20 protein-coding genes are annotated in these 19,587 nt (G+C 64.2%); 6 read left to right on the top strand and 14 right to left on the bottom strand.

The genetic code is table 11. The features are described from left to right. Positions 1 to 378: 378 nt before the first annotated feature. On the bottom strand, positions 379 to 1,257 hold the full coding sequence (pssA, locus tag MKP05_RS15495) for a CDP-diacylglycerol--serine O-phosphatidyltransferase (protein ID WP_110285307.1): 879 nt from the start codon (positions 1,255 to 1,257) through the stop codon (positions 379 to 381). A gap of 155 nt (positions 1,258 to 1,412) precedes the next feature. Further along, positions 1,413 to 2,429 (bottom strand): ketol-acid reductoisomerase, encoded by a 1,017-nt coding sequence (gene ilvC, locus MKP05_RS15490; protein WP_110285308.1) that lies wholly within the window; start codon positions 2,427 to 2,429, stop codon positions 1,413 to 1,415. A 174-nt stretch (positions 2,430 to 2,603) separates the two neighbouring features. On the opposite strand from ilvC, the gene ilvY reads away from it, so the two are divergent. Further along, positions 2,604 to 3,491: an HTH-type transcriptional activator IlvY gene (gene ilvY / locus MKP05_RS15485; protein ID WP_110285309.1), complete on the top strand. Its 888-nt coding sequence runs from the start codon at positions 2,604 to 2,606 to the stop codon at positions 3,489 to 3,491. Between the two features lie 93 nt (positions 3,492 to 3,584). Here the strand turns inward: ilvY and ilvN are convergent, their stop codons facing one another. The 5 genes from ilvN to rluD form a co-directional block, all read right to left on the bottom strand. Next, a complete protein-coding gene (gene ilvN, locus MKP05_RS15480) occupies positions 3,585 to 4,076 on the bottom strand; it encodes an acetolactate synthase small subunit (RefSeq protein WP_102626691.1) in 492 nt (163 codons plus the stop codon). After that, positions 4,076 to 5,800: an acetolactate synthase 3 large subunit gene (locus tag MKP05_RS15475; RefSeq protein WP_110285310.1), complete on the bottom strand. Its 1,725-nt coding sequence runs from the start codon at positions 5,798 to 5,800 to the stop codon at positions 4,076 to 4,078. Before MKP05_RS15475 ends, ilvN begins: the two co-directional genes overlap by 1 nt. A gap of 678 nt (positions 5,801 to 6,478) precedes the next feature. Then, complete coding sequence (clpB, locus tag MKP05_RS15470; protein ID WP_240569149.1) at positions 6,479 to 9,061, bottom strand: ATP-dependent chaperone ClpB; 2,583 nt, start codon at positions 9,059 to 9,061, stop codon at positions 6,479 to 6,481. Positions 9,062 to 9,308: 247 nt separating this feature from the next. Next, a complete protein-coding gene (gene pgeF, locus MKP05_RS15465; protein WP_240569148.1) occupies positions 9,309 to 10,064 on the bottom strand; it encodes a peptidoglycan editing factor PgeF in 756 nt (251 codons plus the stop codon). Positions 10,065 to 10,074: 10 nt separating this feature from the next. Then, positions 10,075 to 11,034 (bottom strand): 23S rRNA pseudouridine(1911/1915/1917) synthase RluD, encoded by a 960-nt coding sequence (gene rluD / locus MKP05_RS15460; RefSeq protein WP_240569147.1) that lies wholly within the window; start codon positions 11,032 to 11,034, stop codon positions 10,075 to 10,077. Positions 11,035 to 11,191: 157 nt separating this feature from the next. On the opposite strand from rluD, the gene MKP05_RS15455 reads away from it, so the two are divergent. The 3 genes from MKP05_RS15455 (at position 11,192) to brnA (ending at position 12,614) form a co-directional block, all read left to right on the top strand. Continuing rightward, a complete protein-coding gene (locus MKP05_RS15455; protein WP_240569146.1) occupies positions 11,192 to 12,016 on the top strand; it encodes an outer membrane protein assembly factor BamD in 825 nt (274 codons plus the stop codon). A 114-nt stretch (positions 12,017 to 12,130) separates the two neighbouring features. Beyond that, positions 12,131 to 12,397, top strand: a complete 267-nt coding sequence (locus MKP05_RS15450; RefSeq protein ID WP_240569145.1) for a BrnT family toxin — start codon at positions 12,131 to 12,133, stop codon at positions 12,395 to 12,397. Further along, positions 12,384 to 12,614 (top strand): type II toxin-antitoxin system BrnA family antitoxin, encoded by a 231-nt coding sequence (gene brnA / locus MKP05_RS15445; protein WP_240569144.1) that lies wholly within the window; start codon positions 12,384 to 12,386, stop codon positions 12,612 to 12,614. The genes MKP05_RS15450 and brnA overlap by 14 nt, the downstream gene beginning before the upstream one ends. Positions 12,615 to 12,692: 78 nt before the next feature. Here brnA and MKP05_RS15440 read toward each other — a convergent pair whose 3' ends face one another. Next, positions 12,693 to 14,324, bottom strand: coding sequence for an NAD+ synthase (locus MKP05_RS15440; RefSeq protein ID WP_240569143.1), 1,632 nt, complete (start codon positions 14,322 to 14,324; stop codon positions 12,693 to 12,695). A 102-nt stretch (positions 14,325 to 14,426) separates the two neighbouring features. Between MKP05_RS15440 and MKP05_RS15435 the strand changes: the two genes are divergently transcribed. Beyond that, complete coding sequence (locus tag MKP05_RS15435) at positions 14,427 to 14,687, top strand: PP0621 family protein (RefSeq protein ID WP_240569142.1); 261 nt, start codon at positions 14,427 to 14,429, stop codon at positions 14,685 to 14,687. Between the two features lie 2 nt (positions 14,688 to 14,689). Here the strand turns inward: MKP05_RS15435 and thiO are convergent, their stop codons facing one another. Then, complete coding sequence (thiO, locus tag MKP05_RS15430) at positions 14,690 to 15,775, bottom strand: glycine oxidase ThiO (protein ID WP_240569141.1); 1,086 nt, start codon at positions 15,773 to 15,775, stop codon at positions 14,690 to 14,692. Positions 15,776 to 15,867: 92 nt separating this feature from the next. Between thiO and MKP05_RS15425 the strand changes: the two genes are divergently transcribed. Next, on the top strand, positions 15,868 to 16,431 hold the full coding sequence (locus MKP05_RS15425; protein WP_240569140.1) for a GspH/FimT family pseudopilin: 564 nt from the start codon (positions 15,868 to 15,870) through the stop codon (positions 16,429 to 16,431). Positions 16,432 to 16,455: 24 nt separating this feature from the next. Here MKP05_RS15425 and MKP05_RS15420 read toward each other — a convergent pair whose 3' ends face one another. Genes MKP05_RS15420 through MKP05_RS21805 form a run of 5 tightly spaced genes read right to left on the bottom strand, consistent with a single transcriptional unit; the run spans position 16,456 to position 19,544 of the window. Then, a complete protein-coding gene (locus tag MKP05_RS15420) occupies positions 16,456 to 17,589 on the bottom strand; it encodes a pilus assembly PilX family protein (protein WP_240569139.1) in 1,134 nt (377 codons plus the stop codon). 28 nt (positions 17,590 to 17,617) lie between these two features. Beyond that, on the bottom strand, positions 17,618 to 18,223 hold the full coding sequence (locus MKP05_RS15415; RefSeq protein ID WP_240569138.1) for a PilW family protein: 606 nt from the start codon (positions 18,221 to 18,223) through the stop codon (positions 17,618 to 17,620). After that, on the bottom strand, positions 18,220 to 18,636 hold the full coding sequence (locus MKP05_RS15410; RefSeq protein WP_240569137.1) for a type IV pilus modification PilV family protein: 417 nt from the start codon (positions 18,634 to 18,636) through the stop codon (positions 18,220 to 18,222). The genes MKP05_RS15415 and MKP05_RS15410 overlap by 4 nt, the downstream gene beginning before the upstream one ends. A 31-nt stretch (positions 18,637 to 18,667) precedes the next feature. Continuing rightward, the gene (locus MKP05_RS15405) at positions 18,668 to 19,144 is read right to left on the bottom strand and encodes a GspH/FimT family pseudopilin (protein WP_240569136.1); all 477 of its coding nucleotides are present in this window, start codon (positions 19,142 to 19,144) and stop codon (positions 18,668 to 18,670) included. Beyond that, positions 19,125 to 19,544 (bottom strand): type IV pilin protein, encoded by a 420-nt coding sequence (locus MKP05_RS21805; RefSeq protein WP_338072359.1) that lies wholly within the window; start codon positions 19,542 to 19,544, stop codon positions 19,125 to 19,127. The genes MKP05_RS15405 and MKP05_RS21805 overlap by 20 nt, the downstream gene beginning before the upstream one ends. Between the last annotated feature and the right edge of the window lie 43 nt (positions 19,545 to 19,587).

Genomic DNA, 19,587 nt, shown 5'->3' with positions numbered 1-19,587 from the left:
TCGGGTGGGAAACCTCGACGCGCCAGCCTCGCTGGTCGCCGATAGAGCCCTCAGCGGGTCTCTGTCACGAGTGGTGCGCATTCTACCGAATCCGCCGCGCCTGTCAAGTGAGAGCTTTTCGAAAGCTGCGAAAAACCTCATAAATAACAAACACTTCTGCCACTCATCACCGCCTGCAACGTTGCCCGTCGCCGGCAGCGGATGCGTACTTTACGGATTTCCCCGATGCCCCGCAAGGCCTTTTCGGGAAAAATTCCAAGCCGGCGAGCCGCCGTCGTCCACAGGCGGTTCGGGCAGACCGCCTGTGGACAAGCCGCCCCCTGGCCGAGAGACGACAACGCCCGCTCGAGGCGGGCGCTGCAGCGAGGCATCAAGCGCTCAACTGGCGGGCGGCGAGCGCTTCATCTTGCGCATGATCGCCATCGCCGGCCCCGACGCCACATAGCTACCGAACAGCAGCAGCAGCATCACCGAAGGCTCCACCGAGATCACCACGAAGCCCAGCACGATGGCCAGCAGCACCACGAAGGGTACCGGCCCCTTGAGGTCGATATCCTTGAAGCTGTAGTAGCGGATGTTGCTGACCATCAGCACCCCGGCGGCGGCGACGACCAACAGCATCAACAACTTGAAGCCGACCGCGTCGGCATCGAAGCTGTGGAAGGTCCAGACGCTGGCGGCGACGAAGGCCGCGGCCGACGGGCTGGGCAGGCCGATGAACCACTTCTTGTCGACGCTGCCGATCTGCACATTGAAGCGTGCCAGACGCAGTGCGGCGCAGGCCACATAGAGGAAGGCCACCACCCAGCCGGTCTTGCCGATGTCCTGCAGTATCCAGGTGAAGGCGACCAGCGCCGGCGCCACGCCGAAGGAGAGCATGTCGGAGAGGCTGTCATACTCGGCACCGAAGGCGCTCTGGGTATTGGTCATCCGCGCCACCCGGCCATCCAGGCCGTCGAGCACCATGGCGATGAAGATCGCCACGGCGGCCGCGGTGAAGTCGCCGTTGATGCCGGCCACCACGGCGAAGAAACCGGCAAACAGCGCCGAGGTAGTGAAGAGGTTGGGCAGCAGGTAGATGCCCTTGCGACGCACCTTCTTGCCGTCCTCGATGGACTCCTCGATGACCTCCGTCTCGCGCACGAAGGTAGCGGCCAGGTCTTCCTCGGCGGGGGAAGCCGTCTCGCGCTCGGCCCTGCCCTGTTCGGCACCGGGGCGACCGGCATCATGTTCGGTATTGTGGGGATCCTGACTCATTCGCCTCGTCCGTTACCAGAATGGATTCACGCGCTGGTGAATGACTGCCATTCTACACGGTGGCGTCGAGGGAACCATGCCTGCCGTCGGCCCCCGAAACGCCACGAGGGCGCGGAAACCCGCGCCCTCGTGGCTGGCCGCACCGCGGCCGGCGATCAGTTCTTGGACTTGTCGACCAGCTGGTTGGCGGCGATCCACGGCATCATGCCGCGCAGCTTGGCGCCCACGATCTCGATCTCGTGCTCGGCATTCAGGCGGCGACGCGCGGTCATCGACGGGTAGTTGCTGTTGCCCTCGTTGATGAACATCTTGGCGTATTCGCCGGTCTGGATGCGCTTGAGCGCGTTGCGCATGGCGGCGCGAGACTGCTCGTTGATCACCTCGGTGCCGGTCACGTACTCGCCATACTCCGCGTTGTTGGAGATGGAGTAGTTCATGTTGGCGATGCCGCCCTCGTACATCAGGTCGACGATCAGCTTGAGCTCGTGCAGGCACTCGAAGTAGGCCATCTCCGGGGCATAACCGGCCTCGGTCAGGGTCTCGAAGCCGGCCTTGACCAGCTCCACCGCACCGCCGCACAGCACGGCCTGCTCGCCGAACAGGTCGGTCTCGGTCTCGTCCTTGAAGGTGGTCTCGATGATGCCGCTACGGCCACCGCCGACGCCGGCGGCATAGGAGAGCGCCAGCTCCTTGGCGGTGCCGGAGGCATCCTGGTGGATGGCGATCAGGTCGGGAATGCCGCCGCCCTTGACGAATTCGGAGCGCACGGTGTGACCCGGTGCCTTGGGCGCGATCATGATCACGTCCAGGTCCTTGCGCGGCTCGATCTGGTTGTAGTGGATGTTGAAGCCATGGGCGAAGGCCAGGGTGGCGCCCTGCTTCAGGTTCGGCTCGACCTCCTGCTCGTAGATCGCCTTCTGGTTCTCGTCCGGCGCCAGGATCATCACCACGTCGGCGGTCTTGCAGGCTTCCGGCACGCTGGCGACCTTTAGGCCGGCGGCCTCGGCCTTGGCGACGGAGGAGGAGCCGGAACGCAGGCCGACGGTGACGTCGACGCCGGACTCCTTCAGGTTGTTGGCGTGGGCATGGCCCTGGGAACCGTACCCCACGATGGTGACCTTCTTGCCCTGGATGAGGGAGAGGTCGCAGTCCTTGTCGTAGTAAACGCGCATGCTGTGCTCCTGAGAGGAAGGGGTTGGTAACGATGTCAGCGTTGATGGCCACCCGCGCCGTCTGTCGCGGCGCTGGGGGTCTGACGACCGATGTCGATACCTTACGCCAGCCGCCCCATTGCGTAAAACGCGATATTTGCAACGCCGCATGCCGAAATATGCAATACTCCCCGGATGGACATGCGCCCCCTGAAACACTTCCTGGCCCTCGCCGACACCCTGCATTTCGGCCGCGCCAGCGATGCCTGTCACGTCAGCCCCTCGACGCTTTCCCGCTCGATCCGCCAGCTCGAGGAGAGCCTCGGCGTGCGTCTGTTCGATCGCGACAACCGCCACGTCAGCCTGACCCGCCAGGGACAGACCTTCCAGGGCTATGCCCGCGAGACCCTGGAACAGTGGGAGCAGCTGCGCCTGTCGCTGATGAGCGAGGCACGCACCCTCACCGGCGAGATCAGCATCTACTGCTCGGTGACCGCTAGCTACAGCTTCCTCTACGAACTGCTCAGCGAATTCCGGGCCCGCTATCCCGGCATCGAGCTCAAGCTGCATACCGGCGACCCGGCCGAGGCCATGGCGCGGGTGCTGAGCGGCGACGAGGACATGGCGATCACCTCGCGTCCCCGCCAGGTGCCCGAGGCGCTGGCCTTCAAGTCGCTGACCCGCTCACCGCTGGTGTTCATTGCCCCCTATGACAGCCACGGCTGGATACCCTCCACCCCCGAGTCGCCCTCCGCCGAGCAGTGGCGAGAGGTGCCGATGATCCTCTCCGAGGCGGGCCTGTCGCGGGAGTACAGCAACACCTGGTTCCGGGCGCTGGGGATCGCCCCGCGGATCTACGCCCAGGTGGCCGGCCACGAGGCGATCGTCAGCATGGTGGGGCTGGGCTTCGGGGTCGGGGTGGTGCCGAAAATCGTGCTCGACAACAGCCCGCTGCGCGAGCGCGTGCGGGTACTGCCGGTGAAGCCGGAGCTGCCCCATTACGACGTCGGGCTCTGCGTGCTCGAGCGTCGCCTCAGGAGCCCGCTGATCCAGGCGCTCTGGGACGAGGTGGTCGAACGGTGAGGCACAAAAAAGCCGCCCCGAAGGGCGGCCTCTGGATTCAGCAACAAGGCATGTAGAAGACTGATTTACGTCACGAGTGAACGCAGTCGTAAATCAAAGGGACAACACCTTGTCGCCGCGGGCAATGCCCGACACTCCGGTACGCGCCACCTCGAGGATGCCCACCGGCCCCATGGCCTGCAGGAAGGCATCCAGCTTGCCGGCGTCCCCGGTGATCTGCACCGTGTAGAGGCTCGGCGAGACGTCGACGATCTGCGCACGGAAGATGTCCACGGTGCGCTTGACCTCGTCGCGGGCCGCGCCCAGCGCCTTGACCTTGATCAGCATCAACTCGCGCTCGATGTGGTTGCCCTCGGTGAGGTCGACCAGCTTGACCACGTCGATCAGCTTGTTGAGGTGCTTGGTGATCTGCTCGATCACCCGGTCGTCGCCCACGGTGGTGACCGTGAGGCGTGACAGGCTCGGGTCCTCGGTGGGCGCCACGTTCAACGTCTCGATGTTGAAGTTGCGCTGAGAGAACAGCCCCACCACACGTGACAGGGCGCCCGGTTCGTTTTCCATCAGGATCGAGATGATATGACGCATCAGGTCCGCTCCGTCTTCGAAAGCAGCATGTCGCGCATGGAGCCCAGGGGCACCTGCATCGGATAGACGTGCTCGTGCGGGTCCACGGCGACGTCGAGGAACACCAGCTCGTGCTTGTCGGCAAAGGCTCTCTCCAGTGCCGGCTCGAGCTCCTCGAGCGTCTCGACCTTCAGGGCGGTGAAGCCATACGACTCGATCAGTTTCTGGAAGTCGGGCAGCGACTCCATGTAGGAGTGCGCATGGCGGGACTTGTAGTTGAGGTCCTGCCACTGGCGCACCATGCCCAGCGAGGCATTGTTGAGGTTGACGATCTTCACGCCGCCACCGAACTGCTTACAGGTCGACAGCTCCTGCATCATCATCTGGAAGCTGCCCTCGCCGGTGACGCAGATTACCTGCTCCTCGGGGAAGTTCTGCTTGATGCCCATGGCCGCCGGGAAGCCGAAGCCCATGGTGCCGAGCCCCCCGGAGGTGATGAAGCGGTTGGGCTTGTCGAACTTGTAGTACTGGGCCGCGAACATCTGGTGCTGGCCTACGTCGGTGGTCACGTACGCCTCGCCGCGGGTGATCCGGCACAGCGCCTCGATCACCTCCTGCGGCTTGATCGGCTCGCCGGGCTGCGACGGCTCATAGAGCTTGCCGTGGCGCTCCTCGCGCCAGCCGTCGATCTTCTGCCACCACTCGGCCAGGGCCTCGGGATTGGCGATCTCCTTGCCTTGCACCAGGCTGATCATCTCGTCGATCACGCTGGCCGCGGGGCCGACGATGGGCACGTCGGCCCGCACGGTCTTGGAGACCGAGCTGGGATCGATGTCCACATGGATGATCTTGGCGGTGGGACAGAACTTGGAGGTGTTGTTGGTCACCCGATCGTCGAAGCGCGCACCGATGGCGATGATCAGGTCGGCATGGTGCATCGCCATGTTCGACTCATAGGAGCCGTGCATGCCGAGCCAGCCGAGACACTGGCGGTCGCTCTGCGGGTAGGAGCCGATCCCCATCAGGGTGGTGGTGATCGGGAAGCCCAGCCGCTTGACCAGGTCGGTCAGCCCCTCGCAGGCCCGGCCGGTGACCACGCCGCCGCCGGTGTAGAACACCGGGCGCTTGGCCTTGAGCATCATCTCCACGGCCTTCCTGATCTGGCCGGTATGCCCGCGGGTGACCGGATTGTACGAGCGCATCTTCACCTTCTTCGGGTAGACGTACTCGTAGCGCTCGGTGGGGGCGGTCATGTCCTTGGGAATGTCCACCACCACCGGACCGGGACGCCCGGTCGAGGCCAGGTAGTAGGCCTTCTTGAGGACTTCCGGAATCTCGGTCGGGTGCTTGATCGAGAAGCTGTGCTTCACGATCGGGCGGGTCACGCCGATGATGTCGGTTTCCTGGAAGGCGTCGTCACCGATCAGGTGGCTCATCACCTGACCGCACAGCACCACCATCGGAATCGAGTCCATGTAGGCGGTGGCGATGCCGGTGACCGCATTGGTGGCACCGGGACCGGAGGTGACCAGCACCGTCCCCGGCTTGCCCGAGGCCCGGGCATAACCGTCGGCCGCATGGGTCGCGGCCTGTTCATGGCGCACCAGGATGTGCTTGACCTTGTCCTGGCGGAACAGGGCGTCATAGATGTGCAGCGCCGCGCCACCTGGATAGCCATAGATGTATTCGACGCCCTCATCCTGGAGGAAGCGGGCGATCATATCCGCGCCGGAAAGCAGTTCCACAGATGTTTCTCCCCTGGAGGTCTCGAGTGCGATCCGTGCCCGCTGATCGGGTCACGGGTTCGAGTGCGGCGGTATGCCGCTGCCGGACACGCCGGCACCTGATGCCAAACCCTGGCTTAATGGGCCCTGTTGGGGCCTGCACTCTCATTCGGGAACGCCGATTTATTGCTGCGCTCGATATCTTGACCGCCGGCGGTACTCAAAGTCCTCATTTACTGCCTTGTAAACTCCGGCTTTTCCGTTCCGGCGACGGTCAACCTATCGTCGCTCGCGACATAAATCAGCAGCTCCCTTTCACGGCGGATCGCCGCGTCGGGGCGTTGGCCGCCACCGGCGGTTGGCCGATGTCGGTAGTCCTTCGGCGGGTAGAGGCCAGGTGGCCTACCCTTCGCGCGGCAGTGGGGGGTCACCCGCAGGAGTCCGCGCCCGCAATCAGGAACGGTCAAGATTCCATTAGCATCACGAAGGTGTCAACCGCCGAGGACGCTCGGGTAGCCCATGAACGGAATTTCGGCAAGGCACTTTCGCCCGGATAGCGACAGGAAAGCGCCCGCCGAACGGCATAAAAAAACCCGCCGGCATGGGGAACCGGCGGGCAAACGGTTACAGGACGCAACCTGGTTTCAGTGTAGCCAGTCGTCGACCGGGGGCCCGAGCGACAACGTAACGCTTTGTGTATCAGTGATGAAACACCAGGTGATCCTCCTCCACGTCGACATGGATGACGTCGCCCGGGGAGAACTTCCCGGCCAGCAGGTCCTGGGCCAGCGGGTTCTCGATGCGGCTCTGGATCGCCCGCTTGAGCGGTCGCGCCCCGAACACCGGGTCGAAGCCCACCACGGCCAACTGGGCCAGGGCGGCGTCGCTGACCTCGAGCGACAGGTCGTGCTCGGCCAGGCGTGACCGCAGGCGGTCGAGCTGGATGCCGGCGATGGCCTGGATCTGCTCCTGGCCCAGGGCGTGGAACACCACCACCTCGTCGATGCGGTTGATCAGCTCCGGCCGGAAGTGGTCGCCCACCACCGCCATCACCATCTCCTTCATCTGCGCGTAGTCCGCGTCGTCGCCTCCCATGCGCTGGATGATGTCCGAGCCCATGTTGGAGGTCATGACAATCACGGTGTTGCGGAAGTCCACGGTACGCCCCTGGCCGTCGGTCAGGCGGCCATCCTCCAGTACCTGCAGCAGGATGTTGAAGACGTCGTGGTGGGCCTTCTCCACCTCGTCGAGCAGCAGTACCGAGTAGGGCTTGCGGCGCACCGCCTCGGTCAGGTAGCCGCCCTCCTCATAGCCGACATAGCCGGGGGGCGCCCCGATCAGCCGCGCCACGGAGTGCTTCTCCATGAACTCCGACATGTCGATGCGCACCATGGCCTCCTCGGTGTCGAAGAGGAAGTTGGCCAGCGCCTTGCAGAGCTCCGTCTTGCCCACCCCGGTGGGGCCGAGGAACAGGAAGGAGCCGTTGGGCCGATTGGGGTCGGCCAGGCCGGCGCGCGAGCGCCGCACGGCGTTGGCCACGGCGGTGACCGCCTCGTCCTGGCCGATCACCCGCTCGTGCAGCGCCGCCTCCATGCGCAGCAGCTTGTCGCGCTCGCCCTCGAGCATCTTGGCCACCGGGATGCCGGTCCAGCGCGACACCACCTCGGCGATCTCCTCCTCGGTGACGTTGGAGCGCAGCAGCTGGTGCCTGGCGGTATCGGCCTCGGCCTCGCCGGCCTCGGCGATCTTCTTCTCCAGCGCGGGGATCACCCCGTACTGGATCTCGGACATCCGCGCCAGGTCGCCCTGGCGACGCGCCTGCTCCAGGTCGATGCGCGCCCGGTCGAGCTCGTCCTTGAACTGGGCCGCGCCCTGGATGCTGGCCTTCTCGGCCTTCCAGATCTCGTCGAGGTCGGCATACTCGCGCTCGAGCTCGCCGATCTGCTCCTCCAGGCTCTCGAGGCGCTTCTTCGAGGCCTCGTCGGTCTCCTTCTTGAGGTGCTCGCGCTCCATCTTCAACTGGATCAGCCGGCGGTCGAGGCGGTCCATCTCCTCGGGCTTGGAATCGAGCTCCATGCGGATCCGTGACGACGCCTCGTCGATCAGGTCGATTGCCTTGTCGGGCAGCTGGCGGTCGGTGATGTAGCGGGTCGACAGCTTGGCCGCGGCGATGATGGCGCCGTCGGTGATGTCGACGCCGTGGTGCACCTCGTAGCGCTCCTTGAGGCCGCGCAGGATCGCCACGGTGTCCTCCTCGGAGGGCTCGTCCACCAGCACCTTCTGGAAGCGGCGCTCCAGGGCGGCGTCCTTCTCGATGTACTTGCGGTACTCGTCCAGGGTGGTGGCGCCCACGCAGTGCAGCTCGCCGCGGGCCAGCGCCGGCTTGAGCATGTTGCCGGCATCCATGGAGCCCTCGGCCTTGCCGGCGCCGACCATGGTATGCAGCTCGTCGATGAACAGGATCACCCGGCCCTCCTCCTGGGCCAGCTCCTTGAGCACAGACTTGAGGCGTTCCTCGAACTCGCCGCGGAACTTGGCCCCGGCCAGCAGCGCACCCATGTCCAGCGACAGCACGCGCTTGTCCTTGAGCCCTTCCGGCACCTCGCCGTCGACGATGCGCTGGGCCAGGCCCTCGACGATGGCGGTCTTGCCCACGCCGGGCTCGCCGATCAGCACCGGGTTGTTCTTGGTGCGCCGCTGCAGCACCTGGATGGTGCGGCGGATCTCGTCGTCACGGCCGATCACCGGGTCGAGCTTGCCGCTGGCTGCCCGCTCGTTGAGGTCCAGGGTGTACTTCTCCAGCGCCTCGCGCTGGTCCTCGGCGTTGGGGTCGTCGACCCGCTCGCCACCGCGCACGCTGTCGACGGCGGTCTCGAGCGCCTTGCGGGTCACCCCGGCCTGGGTCAGCAGCTTGGTCACCGCATGGCCCATCTCCAGCGCCGCCAGCAGCACCAGCTCGCTGGCGATGTACTGGTCGCCCCGCTTCTGGGCCTCGCGATCGGTGAGGTTGAACAGCTTGACCAGGTCGCGGGAGGGCTGCACCTCGCCATCGAACTGGGCGACCCTGGGCAGGTCGTCGAGGTGGCCCACCAGGCCGTCGCGCAGCCGGGCGGCATCGCCGCCGGCCTTCTGGACCAGTGCCTTGACGCCGGTATCGCGGGCGTCCAGCAGCGCCAGCAGCAGGTGGCCCGGCTCGAGCTGGTTATGACCACGCCCCACGGCCAGGGACTGGGCATCCGCCACGGCGTTCTGCAGCTTGGCGGTGAACTTGTCGAAACGCATGCGCTTTCCTCCATCGGGGTGGCGACGCATTCGGACACGCCGCTCGTCCCTGTCGATTCATCTTGACACACTCAATGGAGCCAGCGTGGACCGCTTTCAAGTCGGCCACCAGGGAAAGGCACGCGCGGATTGACGCGGGTCAAGGCTGCGGGCTGCGGGCGGCGGGCGGCGGGCGGCGGGCGGCGGGCGGCGGGCGGCGGGCGGCGGGCGGTAGTTTGGCTCGACGCTCGAAGCCCGTGGCCCGGTGCTACCTGAGCCAGATCACGCTGGCCATCCGCCCGGTCTTGCCGTCGTCGCGGCGGTGGGAGTAGAAGCGCGGTTCGCAGGCGGTACAGAAGTGCCCGCCACTGATGTGCGAGACCCCCAGCCGCTCGAGGCGCAGGCGCGCCAGCTTGTAGAGATCGGCCATGTAGTGGCCGAGCCGGTAGGGGCTGGGCTCGAAGGCCTCGGTCGCCTCGGGATGCACGCCGACGAAGGCCTTCTGCACCTCGGGGCCGACCTCGAACTGGGCATTGGAGATCGCCGGGCCAAGCCACGCCAGCACCTCCTCCGCCGGCACACCGAGGGCGGCCACCGAGGCCTCGAGCACGCCGCCGGCCAGCCCGCGCCAGCCGGCATGGGCCACCCCCACCCGCTGTCCGCGGCGATCGCAGAACAGCACCGGCAGGCAGTCGGCGGTGAGCACCACGCAGGCGTGGCCCTCGTCGAAGGCCACCGCGGCATCGGCCTCGGGTGGCTCGTCCGTATAGCGCTGCTGCACCCGGGCGCCGTGGACCTGGTTCAGCCACAGCAGCGGCCGCTCGTCGGTGAGCTCCTTCTGCAGCAGGCGTCGACACAGGGTGACGTGAGCCGCGTTGTCGCCGACGTGCTCGGCCGGGTTGAAGGCGGCGAAGTCCTCCTGGCTGGGGCCGGTCTCCCGGGTGGTGACGAAGGCCCCCACGGTGACGGGGGCCGGCCAGTCGGGCAGGATCAGGGTCGGGCGCAGGTCCGGGGCATCGCTCATTGCGGGGTCCTCAACGCAGGGTCTCGACGTCGTCGCGGAGGTAGTCGAGCAGCAACAGGATGTCATCCGGCAGCGGCGCGCGGAAGGTCAGGGTCTCGCCGGAACCGGGATGGACGAAGGCCAGCTTGCGGGCGTGCAGCGCCTGGCGGGGAAACTCGCGCAGCAGCGCCTTCAGCGCTTCGCCGCCCCCCCTCGGCAGCTTGAGCCGTCCGCCATAGACGGGGTCGCCCACCAGCGGATAGCGCAGATGCGCCAGGTGCACGCGGATCTGGTGCGTGCGGCCGGTCTCGAGCCGGCAGCGCACATGGGTATGGGCACGGAAGCGCTCCACCACCCGGTAGTGGGTCACCGCCGGCTTGCCGGAGGCATTCACCGCCTGGCGCTTGCGATCCCTGGGGTGGCGGCCGATGGGTGCATCGAGGGTGCCACCGGCGGTCATCACCCCGACCGACACCGCATCGTACTCACGGGAGACACTGCGCGCCTGGAGCTGTTCGACCAGCGAGGTCTGGGCCATCAGGGTCTTGGCCACCACCATCAGCCCGGAGGTGTCCTTGTCGAGCCGATGCACGATGCCCGCCCGCGGCACCGCGGCCAGCGCCGGGCAGTGGTGCAGCAGGGCATTGAGCAGGGTGCCGTCGGGGTTTCCCGCGGCCGGGTGAACCACCAGCCCCGCCGGCTTGTCGATCACCAGCACCTCGTCGTCCTCGAAGACCACGTCCAGCGGGATCGCCTCGGGCTCGAAGCGGGCATCGTCCTCGAGCTCGGCCTGCAGCTGCAGCCGCTCGCCGCCGTAGACCTTGTCCCTCGGCCTGGCGGGAGTGCCGTCGACGGTCAGGGCCCCGGCCTTGATCCAGCCCTTGAGGCGCTCCCGGGAGAAATCGGCGAACAGTTCGGCGGCGGCCTGGTCCAGACGCAGGCCGGCCATGGCATCGGGAACGCGTTGCTGTGCTTCCAGGGTCTGGGACATAAGCGAGTGAGAGCCCCGTATGCAGATATCGGAGAGGGGTTTCCGGCGGCGCATCCGGCGCAGGATGACTGCGTTTTGCCGCACGGTGCTTTATAGTGAGCGGGTTTGCGGCCGATTCTACCACGGCCGATCCGGGTTGTTTGATACGAGGATCACGATGCGCGTTTTCACCACCCCTGCACGCCTTGCGGCCCTGGTGTTGGCCACTACCCTGCTGGCGGGCTGTGCCAGCAACGGCTCCCAGGAAGAAGAGGAAGACGAGTTTGCCGGCGTCGCCGAGCGCGAGCTCTACGAAGAGGCCCGTGAGGCCCTGGATCGCGGCCGCTACCCCACGGCGATCTCCCGGCTGGAGGCCATCGACACCCGCTTCCCCTTCGGCAACCATGCCGAGCAGGCCCAGCTGGAGCTGATCTACGCCTACTACGAGACCGACGACTGGGAGGCCACCCGCGCCGCCGCCAGCCGCTTCATCCGCCTGCACCCCAGCCACCCCCAGGCCGACTACGCCCTCTACATGCGCGGTCTGGCCGCCTGGCAGGCCGGCCGCTTCAGCCTCGAGCGGCTGCGGCTGATCGACATCTCCAAGCGTGACCTCGGTGCCTCGCGGGAGGCCTATACCGACTTCCGCGAGCTGATCAACCTCTATCCCGACAGCGAGTACGCTCCGGATGCCAAGCAGCGCATCGTCTACTTGCGCAACCTGATGGCCCGGCACGAGCTGAACGTGGCCGACTTCTACCTGCGCAAGGGCGCCTATCTGGCCGCCGTGGAGCGCGGCCGCTGGGTGGTCGAGAACTACCCGGAGTCCGAGGCCACCCGCGACGCCCTGGCGGTGATGGTGGAAGGCTACCTGGGCCTGGAGATGCGCGACCGGGCCCGCGAAGTGCTGGCCGTGCTGCTCGAGAACGCACCGCACCACGAACAGCTGCGCGGCCGCACCTTCCAGCCGAAGCATGTCAGGGCGCAGTCGCTCTCGGCCTGACGCCCGCCCAGACGGAAAAAACCGGCGCCGCCCCCTCGGGCGGCGCCGGTTTTTTGTGGCCAGCTTCGCAACACATGCCTTCCCCGTGGCATAAAAAAGGTATATTTTTTACTCATGAGCGCCTTCGAATTCGATCCCCGGAAGAGCGAGTCGAACCGGCTCAAGCACGGTATCGACTTTGTCGATGCCCAGCGGCTCTGGGAAGATCCGGACTTGCTGGAGATTCCAGCAAAGGCCACCGACGAGCCACGCTCCGTGGTCATTGGCAGGATCGACGGGAAGCACTGGTCCGGCATCATCACCTACAGAGGCAAACGGATTCGCCTGATCTCGGTCAGACGTTCACGCAGCAGCGAGGTAACACTCTATGAAGGCCCATGAGCTCGATTCACGCTTTGATGAAGGCGACGACATCATCGATGAACTCGACCTGACGCAAGCCAAGCGCCCGCTCAGGAAGCAGAAACGTGTCAATGTCGACTTCCCGGCCTGGATGCTCGACTCCCTGGACCGTGAAGCCGCTCGCCTCGGCGTCACTCGTCAGTCGATCATCAAGATCTGGCTAGCCGAGCGCCTGGAACAGCACGGCTCACACTGATCCATAGGATGAAAAGACCGGCGCTGCCATCGCAGCGCCGGTCTTTTCTTCAAGCTTACAGCTTCAGGCTTCCAGCTCTCATTCCCCCGGCTGCCAGCCGTTGACGATGGGATAGCGGCGATCGCGGCCGAAGCCCCGCGGCGTGACACGCACGCCCACCGGGGCCTGACGGCGCTTGTACTCGCAGCGATCGACCAGCTTGACCACCTTGTAGACGTCGCCGCGGTCGAAGCCCGCCGCGATGATCGCCTCGGCGCTCATGTCGCCCTCGATGTAGCGCACCAGGATGGCATCGAGCACGTCGTAGCCGGGCAGCGAGTCGCTGTCCTTCTGGTCCGGGGCCAGCTCGGCGGAGGGCGGCCGCTCGATGACCCGCTGTGGGATCGCCGGCGACTGGCTGTTGCGCCAGCGGGCCAGGCGGTAGACCCAGGTCTTGTAGACGTCCTTGATGGCGTTGTAGCCGCCCACCATGTCGCCGTAGAGGGTCGCGTAGCCCACTGCCATCTCGCTCTTGTTGCCGGTGCTCAGCACCATCAGGCCCTTCTTGTTGGAGATCGCCATCAGCAGCACACCACGGCAGCGCGACTGCAGGTTCTCCTCGGTGGTATCCCGCTCGGTGCCGGCGAAGCTCTCGGCAAGCGTGTCCATGAAGGCCTCGACCATCGGCTCGATGGGCAGCACCTCGTAGCCGACGCCGAGCAGTTTCGCCTGTTCGGCGGCGTCCTCCTTCGAGATGTCCGCCGTGTAGCGATAGGGCATCATCACCGCATGCACGCGCTGCGGGCCCAGGGCATCCACGGCAATGGCCAGCGACAGGGCCGAGTCGATGCCGCCGGAAAGCCCCAGCACCACGCCCTCGAAACCGCTCTTGTTGACGTAGTCGCGAAGCCCCGTGACCAGCGCGCAGTAGAGGTTCTCTTCCGGCTCCACTTCGGGATCGGTCTCGCCCGGCCGGGGTACCCACTGGCCCTTCTGGTGCACGAACTGCACCGGCATCAGGCCCACCGCCCAGTGGGGTGCCTGCACCATCAGCTTGCCCTTGGCATCCACGCAGGCCGAACCACCATCGAACACCAGCTCGTCCTGGCCACCGATCATGTTGACGTAGACCAGCGGTCGCCCCGCCTCGGCGGCACGCTCCTTGAGCAGATGCAGGCGCTCTTCGGGCTTGTCCTGGTGGAAGGGCGAGGCGTTGAGGCTGATCAGGATATCGGCACCGGCATCATGGGCCTGGCGCACCGGCGCTTCCTTCCAGATATCCTCGCAGATCAGGATGCCCAGCTTCGCCCCCTGGTGGTCAATCACCAGCGGCCGGGTGCCCGCGGCGAAGTAGCGCTGCTCGTCGAACACCTGGTAGTTGGGTAGCGCCTGCTTGGCGTACTCGCCGAGCCATTCGCCGTTGTAGAGCACGCCGGCCAGGTTCCAGGTCTGTCCCTCGCGACGGCCGGGGTAGCCGACGATCACCAGGACGTCACGCACCACCTTCTCGGCCATGCGGGTACGGGCATGGCGCAGGCGGCTCTCCATGGCGGGCCGCAGCAGCAGGTCTTCCGGCGGGTAGCCGGTCAGGAACAGCTCGGGCAGCACCACGATGTCGGCCCCATGCTCGATGCGGGCCTCGCGCACCGCCTCGATGGCACGGTCGGTATTGCCGGGAATGTCCCCGACCAGCGGGTCCAGCTGAGCCATCACCAGCGTCAGATCTTGCATGGGCGTAGAAATCTCTCGAGAATCCATGGATACCCTTCATTGTCCCGCAAGGGCGGCCGAGTGGCAAAGGTGGCCGCCCTTCACCAGGGAGTCTCACAAAGGATGAACCTGTTGCTCATTCGCCTGATCATCTTCGCCGTGCTGTTCTTCGCCGGCCTCAAGCTCTACCGCATGTACCGGGAGTGGAAGCTCGAACGCGAGGAACTGCTCGAGGGCGACGAACGCCAGGAGGGTAGCCAGATGGTGCGCTGCACCTGGTGCAAGGTCCATGTGCCGGAAAACGAGGCGCTGCGCGAGAAGGAGGAATGGTTCTGCTGCAGCGCCCACCGTGACAAGTATCTCGAGGAGCAGAAGTCCGAGTAGCGCTATCGCTCCAGCCGATAGGGCGCCGGATCGATGATCGGCTCGCGCCCCAATAGCTGGTCCACCAGCAGCCGGGTCGAGGCCGGGGCCAGCACCAGGCCGTTGCGGTAGTGCCCGGCGTTGACGCTGAGGTTATCCACGCCCGGCACCCGGCCGATGAAGGGAACCCCGTCCGGCGAACCGGGACGCAGCCCCGCCCAGTGGTGTTCCACCTCGCAGTCGGCCAGTGCCGGGATGATGCTCACCGCGCTCTGCCAGAGGGATTCCCGGGCCTCGCTCGTCGTGCTCGTGTCGAAGCCACACTCTTCCAGCGTGGAGCCGGCCAGCACCCGGCCATCGGCCCGGGGAATCACGTAGCGCCCGTCCATCAGGACCACCCGCCGCACCAGTCCCGGCGGCGCCTTGAACAGGATCATCTGCCCCTTCACCGGGCGCACCGGCAGCCGGACATCGACCCGCTCGAGCAGGCCTGCCGCCCAGGCGCCGCCGCAGACGACCACCTGCTCCCCCGAGACAGGCCCCGACGCGGTACGCACCGCGGCAATCCGCCCGCCTGCCTGCTCGAAACCGGTGACCTCGCACTGCTCGCGCAGGGTGACCCGGGGCATGCTGGCCAGCCGCGCGCGCTGCGCGCGCACCAGGCGCGGGTTGCGGATGCTGCCCAGGGTCGGCATCCACAGCGCCTCGGACAGGCCCGGGGCCGCCTGGGGCTCCTTGGCATAGAGGAAGTCCGCCTCGACCCGCTCGAGCGGCTTGCCCACTTCCCGCGCCCAGGCCATGGCCTTCGCCTCGTCATCGACACGCAGGTAGAGCAGCCCCTTCTGGCGGTACTCCGGGTCGATGCCGGTCTCCTCCAGCAGGCGCAGCGCCAGTTCCGGGTAGAAGCCCTCCGACCAGGTGGAGAGCCGCGAGATCGGCGCGCTGTAGCGCCAGGGGTAGAGCGGCGACACGATGCCGCCGCCGGCCCAGGAGGCCTCGCGGCCGCAGTCGCCACGCTCGAGAAGGGTCACCGAATGGCCGGCATCGGCCAGTTGCAGCGTCGTCATCATGCCGATGACGCCGCCACCCACGACAAGGAATTCACTCACAGGCATTGTCCGAAATGGCTTACAGAGAGGCGCGGTAGCTTGACTAGGGTGAAGTGACCACCCCAGGGAAGAAATCTCTCCAGGAGGGAGCCATGCGCCCCGTCACCGCGCGCGCCCTGTACCATACCGGCAGGCCCGGCCGGCTGGCAAAGTCGCGTCAGCGGGGCCTGACCCTGATCGAGCTGGTCGTCGCCATCGCCGTGCTCGCCATCCTGGTCACCTGGGCCATCCCCGGCTTCCAGAGCCTCACCGCCCGCAACGAGGTCGCCGCCGAGGTGCTGCGCCTCAAGACGGCGCTGGCGGTGGCCAGGAATACCGCCGTGACACGGGGAACGGCCATTTCGATCTGCGCCAGCCCGGGGCCGACCTACGACACCTGCGCCTTCGACGACTGGGATCACGACTGGGTGATCGTGGAAGGTGAAGTCACGGGAAGCAGTCTGGCGGGAGTTACCGTCCTGCGTGTGCTGGAAGCCTCGGACAAGGTCCAAGTCAACTTCAATAGGGATGACCGCCCGGTACGGTTCTCCGCCATGGGCTGGTCACAAGGTTACAACGGCACTTTCAATGTGTGCGGAGGACATGGGTCAAGCACATCAATTGTGCTAAACAATACTGGAAGGGTTCGCGCAACGGCGGCTCCCCCCAGTTGCTAATGCCTAACCAGAAAACCGAAACCATTAATCAACCACTTCGCGCCAGCTGCTGACGAAGGCAGCACTGTGAGTGCTAACATTCTGGGTATTCCACTCTGTCTCAGCCGAGGTTCCCGAAAGCAACTCGAAAGCATCATCCAGTGCCTTAGCATCATGGACATAGTCAGCATTACCGCCACCCGAAACGGTCACGTTGGCACTATCATAAACCAGAGGCGAAGCACTCGAATCGATAGGCGCCGTTATCATCGCTCCATTGATGCCACCATCACCACCACCACTCAGACTATAGTTATTCCCGAGCACGATCACCATCCCTTCGAAATAGGGGGTGCCGCTAACATCGAAATCGCCATTGACAACCAGAAGCCCTCTACCCGACCAATTGCCGGTCATCGTGAAGTCACCATCTATGTAAGTCAACTTGGCATCCGGAGAACCATCCAGCGTGGTTGTACCATAAGTATCGACATCTGACGGCGCAGAGAAGGTCCGCCCCGAGCTGTCGGCAACATTCTTCACCTCAGCAATAAAGCTGTCAAACTCGACTGGGTCCTGCAAAATACTCTCACTAATCGAGTCAGAAATCCCACCAGTATAATTATCCTCTCTATCACCGATTTCCCCCAAGATATAGTCCCTGTTGCCTGCAGTTGAAATAGCCGGGAGGTGGCCACCATCCCCTCCACTTGATATCTGCCCTTCGACGACAAAGGCATTTGAGTTTGCCGCATTGAACGCAGACAACGGCGTAGGGAGATTAATGGGTGATAGCCCAAGAAATCCTGATGACAGGATGTATTCTATCACGACCTCTCTGGCCACACCTCCTACACTCCCTTGCGCATTGATCGTCGCGACCCCTCCCCCCGTGCTCTTGCAGGCATCATAGTTGTATGACACGACAGCCTGGGCGTTACCAACGTTGCCTGAGCCGCTTGTACATGCACCTTTTCCCAACGAAGCAAAGTTGACGGTATTCAGTGCTTCATCACCACCATACTCTGCCGCCATATAGGCACTGGCACCTGCTCTCCGGTTTCCCGAGGCTGACTCCTCGATCTGCGCGGACTGCATTCCTGATACCCCAACCATCAAGGCCGCGGTCACCAGCACCAAGCTGACTATTAGAGCGGAACCTCGCTGCCGTCTTCTCATACCTCCTCCTGCGCTACATTCACATTGTTTAGTTGAGGCTTTCTATGACCTTTTTTCTATTCGTCACGACATAACTCACATCGGCTGTCGTAGAGCTCTCTCCGGACATCAAAGAAAACCCGATATCAACCTCAATATAGGGTGAGCCTCCCGAAGTGATATCTCCGCGAAACTCTAGCGACCTCACTCCTTCTATAACCTCGACCCCTTCCGCTGAGTAAAGGTCATACTCTGACGCCGAAGAACATTTCACCTGCATTCTCAATGAATCACTATCTGTCAGCTTGAAGTACTCCACCCCCACGAGTCGATCTCCACCACAATAGGGATCATAACCAGACGAGGACTCATCAAATTCGATAAGCAGATTCGCAGAACTCGACACCTTGCCCCCCCCAGAGACTGGAGCCACTTGGCCATTGGCAATGCGAATCTCTCGAAAAAGCGTTTCAGCAACATAGTCAAGATTGCTCTGCCGCCACGTCAGTTCTTCTACGCGGTTTAGTGCCTGCCTCCCCGACACGAACAATTGAGTCGCTCCCAGTATCACAAGAAGCCCTATCACCAAAGCCACCATCAACTCGACGAGTGTAAAGCCTCGCTGCCTTGCCAGCCCCCGATTCAGAGCCATCATGACACATCTCCAGGCAAACGAATCACATACACCAGATTCGACACACTCTCTCCACCAAATCTGTCATCTTGCCATTCGACGGTTATGGTGTAGGTACAATCATTCTTTGAAATAGTGCTGCCATCATGAACCAGCCCGGGTAGGTGCTGACTCCATTCGCCATACCACTCCACCGACCATGTATCGCCGGTATTCGCTGTCGGACAAACGGGAGGATTCTCGGCCAATTCTTTCCATAGCCTTTCTCCCGCATCCTGAGCCGCCAAGGTGGCAATTGAGCGCTGATAGGATAAGTGAGCCGCCTGCATGGATTTAATGTGCATGGCAGCAACCCCCAGAAAACCAAAACTGAGCACCAAGAGGGCTACCAGCACCTCGAGCAAAGTAAAACCATTCATTGACCTATTATTCATGATCAGCCGCCAATCGAGTATACGCAAACGTTTACTTTGCCACCCTTCCCGTCACATTGATTTCTATGACCCCTGATAGCGACGCGCTGTTGACAGTGCTGACAGTCACAGAGCAGCCCGCCCAGTCACTACCACTACAGCTATCACGCCGCCCGAGACTATTGAAGGTAACGGAGCCTGACGGAACACTCACGTCTCCATCCTCCCCTTCCCTCACCATGAGCTCGTTGGCAGGCGAGGCGGAGTCAGTCACCACAAGCCTCCAGGTTCCATCGGACTGGGAAATGGTCGCGGTAACGTTCTCACGGCGCTTGATGGCCTCGCTTCGAGCATAATAGAAACCAGAAAGCACCTCGTTATACTCGATGGCGAATTGATTCCGCTCCAACAGACCCTGAAAATTAGGCACGGCCACGGTCGCCAGGATTACCACCACGGCGAGCGTCACCAACAACTCGATCAGAGTGAAGCCGGCACGTTTTTTATCATTACCAGCAGTCGGTTCCACCCGCCCCCCTCACGCCTTGGTGGTTCAGCGTAAAGTTGCCACAAGAATCCCCAGACTGGGCTCCCTGGGGGGCGGCTTGCAATGTGTACGTCGAAGCCGTTAGCGTAGCTGTGACACTGTAAAACCCCTCCTCCGAGTCAACGGGAAAAGTGACGCAACCCGTGTAGTCGCTGGATACCGTATAGCACCGCTCGAGCTGCCCGGCGATGCTGGTCAGCGCCGACATGGCGTCCGTCCGCCGCGCCTCCTGCACATACCGCGTATAACTCGGATACGCGATCGCCGCGAGAATCGCGATCACGGCTACCGCAATCATCAGTTCGATGAGCGTGAAGCCGGCGGCTCGCCGGGTGGTGCCTGAAGGGCCCTGGGGCCTGCGTCGGGTGCTCTGCTGGGTCACGCGGCGCTTCTCCACGATGTCGTTACATTTGGTTTCAGTATGT

It is taken from the genome of Halomonas flagellata (genome assembly GCF_022487945.1).
Lineage (GTDB): Bacteria > Pseudomonadota > Gammaproteobacteria > Pseudomonadales > Halomonadaceae > Halomonas > Halomonas flagellata.
This window is presented reverse-complemented; position numbering and strand designations above follow the sequence as displayed.

Bases quoted from the DNA above. Each gene is read 5' to 3' on its own strand.
- pgeF (WP_240569148.1), bottom strand. From the start codon at position 10,064: ATGAGCGATGCCCCGGACCTGCGCCCGACCCTGATCCTGCCCGACTGG.
- ilvC (WP_110285308.1), bottom strand. From the start codon at position 2,429: ATGCGCGTTTACTACGACAAGGACTGCGACCTCTCCCTCATCCAGGGC.
- MKP05_RS15440 (WP_240569143.1), bottom strand. From the start codon at position 14,324: ATGCAAGATCTGACGCTGGTGATGGCTCAGCTGGACCCGCTGGTCGGG.
- MKP05_RS15410 (WP_240569137.1), bottom strand. From the start codon at position 18,636: ATGAATAATAGGTCAATGAATGGTTTTACTTTGCTCGAGGTGCTGGTA.
- clpB (WP_240569149.1), bottom strand. From the start codon at position 9,061: ATGCGTTTCGACAAGTTCACCGCCAAGCTGCAGAACGCCGTGGCGGAT.
- MKP05_RS15415 (WP_240569138.1), bottom strand. From the start codon at position 18,223: ATGATGGCTCTGAATCGGGGGCTGGCAAGGCAGCGAGGCTTTACACTC.
- MKP05_RS15425 (WP_240569140.1), top strand. From the start codon at position 15,868: ATGCGCCCCGTCACCGCGCGCGCCCTGTACCATACCGGCAGGCCCGGC.
- MKP05_RS15450 (WP_240569145.1), top strand. From the start codon at position 12,131: ATGAGCGCCTTCGAATTCGATCCCCGGAAGAGCGAGTCGAACCGGCTC.
- ilvN (WP_102626691.1), bottom strand. From the start codon at position 4,076: ATGCGTCATATCATCTCGATCCTGATGGAAAACGAACCGGGCGCCCTG.
- ilvY (WP_110285309.1), top strand. From the start codon at position 2,604: ATGGACATGCGCCCCCTGAAACACTTCCTGGCCCTCGCCGACACCCTG.
- pssA (WP_110285307.1), bottom strand. From the start codon at position 1,257: ATGAGTCAGGATCCCCACAATACCGAACATGATGCCGGTCGCCCCGGT.
- MKP05_RS15455 (WP_240569146.1), top strand. From the start codon at position 11,192: ATGCGCGTTTTCACCACCCCTGCACGCCTTGCGGCCCTGGTGTTGGCC.
- brnA (WP_240569144.1), top strand. From the start codon at position 12,384: ATGAAGGCCCATGAGCTCGATTCACGCTTTGATGAAGGCGACGACATC.
- rluD (WP_240569147.1), bottom strand. From the start codon at position 11,034: ATGTCCCAGACCCTGGAAGCACAGCAACGCGTTCCCGATGCCATGGCC.
- MKP05_RS15435 (WP_240569142.1), top strand. From the start codon at position 14,427: ATGAACCTGTTGCTCATTCGCCTGATCATCTTCGCCGTGCTGTTCTTC.
- MKP05_RS15420 (WP_240569139.1), bottom strand. From the start codon at position 17,589: ATGAGAAGACGGCAGCGAGGTTCCGCTCTAATAGTCAGCTTGGTGCTG.